This window comes from Sphingomonas sp. PAMC 26605 (genome assembly GCF_000241485.1).
Classification (GTDB): Bacteria; Pseudomonadota; Alphaproteobacteria; order Sphingomonadales; family Sphingomonadaceae; genus Sphingomonas.
The window spans coordinates 1-4,042 of the sequence record NZ_JH584252.1 but is presented as its reverse complement, the minus strand read 5'-3'; the positions used below and the strand labels follow the sequence as shown (position 1 = coordinate 4,042).

Annotated in this window: 6 protein-coding genes; 3 read left to right on the top strand and 3 right to left on the bottom strand. The window is 58.1% G+C overall.

Features of this window, described 5'->3' with window-relative positions; all coding sequences use genetic code 11:
• Positions 1-184 precede the first annotated feature (184 nt).
• The 3 genes from RH90_RS23110 to RH90_RS21820 all read left to right on the top strand — a co-directional run bounded on the left by RH90_RS23110 (position 185) and on the right by RH90_RS21820 (position 1,764).
• Complete coding sequence (locus tag RH90_RS23110) at positions 185-766, top strand: helix-turn-helix domain-containing protein (RefSeq protein ID WP_010189238.1); 582 nt, start codon at positions 185-187, stop codon at positions 764-766.
• A gap of 523 nt (positions 767-1,289) precedes the next feature.
• Complete coding sequence (locus RH90_RS21825) at positions 1,290-1,532, top strand: DUF4160 domain-containing protein (protein WP_010165467.1); 243 nt, start codon at positions 1,290-1,292, stop codon at positions 1,530-1,532.
• Positions 1,516-1,764 carry a DUF2442 domain-containing protein gene (locus RH90_RS21820; protein WP_010189236.1) on the top strand — a complete coding sequence of 83 codons (249 nt, stop codon included), beginning with the start codon at positions 1,516-1,518 and terminating at the stop codon, positions 1,762-1,764. Before RH90_RS21825 ends, RH90_RS21820 begins: the two co-directional genes overlap by 17 nt.
• Before the next feature lie 177 nt (positions 1,765-1,941).
• On the opposite strand, the gene RH90_RS23835 is transcribed toward RH90_RS21820, so the two are convergent.
• The 3 genes from RH90_RS23835 to RH90_RS23225 form a co-directional block, all read right to left on the bottom strand.
• Positions 1,942-2,376 carry a hypothetical protein gene (locus RH90_RS23835; protein ID WP_157134833.1) on the bottom strand — a complete coding sequence of 145 codons (435 nt, stop codon included), beginning with the start codon at positions 2,374-2,376 and terminating at the stop codon, positions 1,942-1,944.
• 127 nt (positions 2,377-2,503) lie between these two features.
• The gene (locus tag RH90_RS21815) at positions 2,504-2,842 is read right to left on the bottom strand and encodes a hypothetical protein (RefSeq protein WP_157134832.1); all 339 of its coding nucleotides are present in this window, start codon (positions 2,840-2,842) and stop codon (positions 2,504-2,506) included.
• A gap of 109 nt (positions 2,843-2,951) precedes the next feature.
• On the bottom strand, positions 2,952-4,042 hold a 1,091-nt coding region (locus RH90_RS23225; RefSeq protein WP_010189232.1), incomplete at its 5' end, for a MobA/MobL family protein.

Below are 4,042 nucleotides of genomic sequence, written 5' to 3'. Positions count from 1 at the left end.
AAAATACTTTTTCGTTATTTTTCAATTACTTGTGGGGGGGGGTGACCGCACCAGCTATGCGGTCACCCTACCGCATAGCTTTGCGGTGGGTTGCCTAGAAAGTCAGCAGAGATTGTCCGCAGGTATGCTTTGTTTTACCGCAGATTTGCGGTAGGGTAGCCGCATGGGTGCGGTGGGGTCTTCAATGGGTCATTGGGTACAAGTCGAACGTAAAGCTATGGAGCTTTGGGGTGACCTGACGGCGCGTAAACCACGCGCTGGGCAACTCCTGCTTGTTCTAGTTGCTCGCATGGGAGATCGGAACGCAGTCGGAATATCCCAAAAGACGATCGCCAAGCTGATGCGATGTAGCGTCGATACTGTTCAACGGGCTGTTCGTGACCTAACCGAAGAGAATTACATACAGGTCGTGCGCATGAATGGCCCAGGCACTGTTGCAGCCTATGTCATCAATGATCGAGTAGCTTGGGGCCAGCCCCGAGAAGAACTTCGATTGTCTGTTTTTACCGCCACTCTCATTGCTGATGCTGCCGATCAGCCGCAAACCGTCATTGACGATACGAGGCCTCTTAAAAAATTACCGCGTATGTTCCCCGGAGAACGTCAGCTTCCGACCGGAGATGGACTTCCGCCCCCTAGCGAGCCGACGCTGCCCGGTATGGAACCCGCCCTACCGGCGTTGCAGGAATCAACTGATCGCCAGCCGGGCGAGGAAGCTCAAAGCATCGGTTCGATCGCAGGAACCTTGTTGGACCGGCTTAGCTAGATGCGTAAACCAAGGTTCACCCCTTACCCCTATACTAGTTTACGCTGGTATACCCCATGAGTTTATCTCCCGCAGAAGCCGCAAGGCACGTTGGGCTGACCAAGCAATCGGTCATCAAAGCCATTCGATCCGGGCGACTTTCTGCTCATAAGGATGCGAATGGCGGGTGGTCGATCGAGCCAGTCGAACTTTTCAGAGTATGGGCTGCCGTAAACCAAGATAGGGGTAAGGTTGCCCCTCAGGTTGACGCTGGTTTACCCCCTGAAAACAACGAGGTTGTCGCTGCTCTTAAGGGCCAGATTGACCTTCTCCGCTCTCAATTGGACGACGTCCGCACCGACCGCAACCATTGGCGTCAGATAGCGGAACGGAGCCTTCTCACTGACCAAAGACCACCCTCCGAACAGCCGATCGAAGCGCTATCGCAACCCGCAGACTTTCAGCCGGTCACGGCTCCGCCTGAGACCGCATCGCCGACACCTCCTGTGCCGGGCTTCTGGTCGCGCCTGCTGGGGCGCTCCTGATGCCGATCGTCCTGCGAGTGGATGGCTTCAAGTTTCATTTCTACTCGAACGAGGGAAACCCTCGCGAGCCCGCCCATATTCACGTCCGCCAAGGCCGGGACGAGGCTAAATTCTGGCTCACGCCCACGGTAGTGATGGCCTACAATGACGGCTTCGACGCCCGGACCTTCAACCGTATCCAGCGTCTGGTCGAGCAACACCGCGAGCAGCTTGAAAGGGCATGGCATGAGTATTTCGCCTAAGGCACTGCGCTTCGACGAGGATTGCATGTGGGTCGAGATCGAGGACGGTCGTACGCTGGGCGTCCCGCTCGCATGGTTCCCGCGCCTGCTCCATGCCACCCCGGCGCAGCGTCAGGACTTCGAACTCAGCCGTCGCGGAATACACTGGGATGCGCTTGATGAAGACATCTCGGTGGAGGGGCTGCTGGCCGGTCAGGGCGATATGACGCACCCCGCAAAGATCGCCGCTTGAGCGCAAATCATGCGCGAGTTGCGCATTAGATTTATGCATCACGGAAGCGACTGTAATCCGGCTGTTTTCCATCTGATGCAAAACTTGTGAGTTTCGCATCAGCGCACAATCGTTGATTAGCGTAAATCAACAAATTTGATACGATGAACCCTTCTATGTGCCTATCCTAAGACAATTCTATGGCTTTTGCTTAAACTTGTTTTTTATTGACGTAACAACAGTGCAATATTTAAATATAAATGTACATTGTACTTCAAGTGCGTCATTACCAATGCGATACCACTGACGTCCTTTTGACGGAATGCTGGCAGGAAGACCTATTGGTTCTAAGTCATGTATTTCTGTTTCTTTGACGGCACAATGGCGACTAATTTTGTCCCACTGACTATAAATGCGCTTTGAGCAGCCTATAGGCTGACCCATGGCAGGCCGTAAAAACGTTACATACGTCTTACTATTACGTGCCGTATCGTCCTTTATAGTAAACAAAGCTACTGTAATTGAAACAATTACAATCGTCACAGCTATTATTCGATCAATTCGAACGAGGCGCTGGTCTTTAAAAGTTGCTGATCGCCAAGTTTTGCGGTCATTTTCCTTACGGTCGTTCATCGTTCTCTCTGCGCTTCCTTGTACCTCTGTCTTGATGCAAAACTCTTGATTTTTGCATCAGGAACGACCGGGTTTGGGTGGGGAGCGGTCAGGCAGCTTTCGGTGGGCTATCGACGGAAAGCAGGCATCAAGTTGGTGTCGAGAACGCCCGATAGATCGCGTATCCCCACGACGCAGCGAGTAGAAGGTATGCCGCATAAACGAGGCTGGCGGACTGTGCATCGGTCCAACTAAACGATCCATAAACTAATGCGACCGTGGCGCAGATCAGGATGCCGGGCAGCATCATTCCAGAGAACAATCGGCGTGAACCGGGGATGAGGCAGGCCAGCGGAACGAGCGCCAACGGGACAGCCATGGCCGCAAACTCACTCGCTCCCAGAAGGTCGAGAAGGAGAACGGAAGCGCCATACAGAACGAGCACGCCTGCCAGACCGACTTTGTTAGTCCAGTAACGCGTAAGCATGATCAGTCCGTCCCAAGTCGCATCCATCGCCGCAAGGAACCTTAACGGTCGACGGCTTTCGGGCAAGCGGCGTGCTGCGATGAATGGCGACAATTGGGCGGAAGCGGACCTACCGTCCTCGCCCACGATCGTCGCGCCCGCGCTCCTTCTCGCGCTGCTGCCTGATCTTCTCGCGCGCCTCGGTCGTTCGCTTGGCCTGCTCTGCCGCCTGCGCGAGCGTTTGCGCCTTCACCGCCTGCGCATGATCCTTGACCAGCGCGGGGTGCTCCCGCGCCATTCGCTCATGCGCCATCTTGTCGCCGGGGTGGTGGAGCGTGTGCCGGTCGATCGGCTTGAGATAGTCTTCCAGCCGCTCGATCCGCTGCCTTAGCTGCTGCGCACGTCGCCACAGTCCATCCGCCACCTTGTCCCACGCCTGCTTGGCCGTGTCGTAAGATGCCTGTTTGAACGCCATAAGGAGGCCCTTGGGCGGCTCTGGCTGCTGACGGCGATGATCCTCGACGCGCCCCCGGTGCTGGCGCTCCATGCCCTCGGCATGCCCCATTACTCGCCGCGCCTTTGCCTGCACCGCGGCAAGCTGACGCTGATGCTCGGCCGTCCAGCGCTGGACGATCGCCTCGGGTGACGCCGTCGGGACCGGTTCCTCCGTCACCCCGCGTGCCGCCTCTGGCCGCAGACCCCGGAACGACTCTGCCAGAGCACGCTTTGCCCGCTCCCGCTCAAGATCGATGATCTGCGCATCCCGGTCGGGGATCGCGTGCCCGATCGCCTGCTCGGCCTGCACCAGCTCGGCTGTCGCGCGCCGGAACGCGATCACGTTGCCGCGCTGCTCGCCGTCCCGCCACTCGCTGGGGAGCAGCCGGGAGGCCGGGGCAATATCGAGCCCACGGTCGGCATAGCTGCGCATGTCGATCCGCTCCTCGCGACCCGCCCGCGCCAGGTGATCGTTCGCCATGCCCTCCCACCGGCCCCGCAGCGCCTTTAGGTCCTCGGCCCGCTCCGCACGGCTAAGCCGCTCACCGGCACGCGGCCCATAGCCCTTCTTGGCCCCGCCCCGCTCCGGAGCCTTGCTGTTGGCGCGCTTAAAGTACTGGTCCGGGCCGCGCTCGATCCCGTCCACCTGCCGCTCCGAGAACATCAGGTGGACATGCGGCTGCTCGCCCCCGTCGCTGCTGCTGAGCGGGGTATGGATTGCCCACT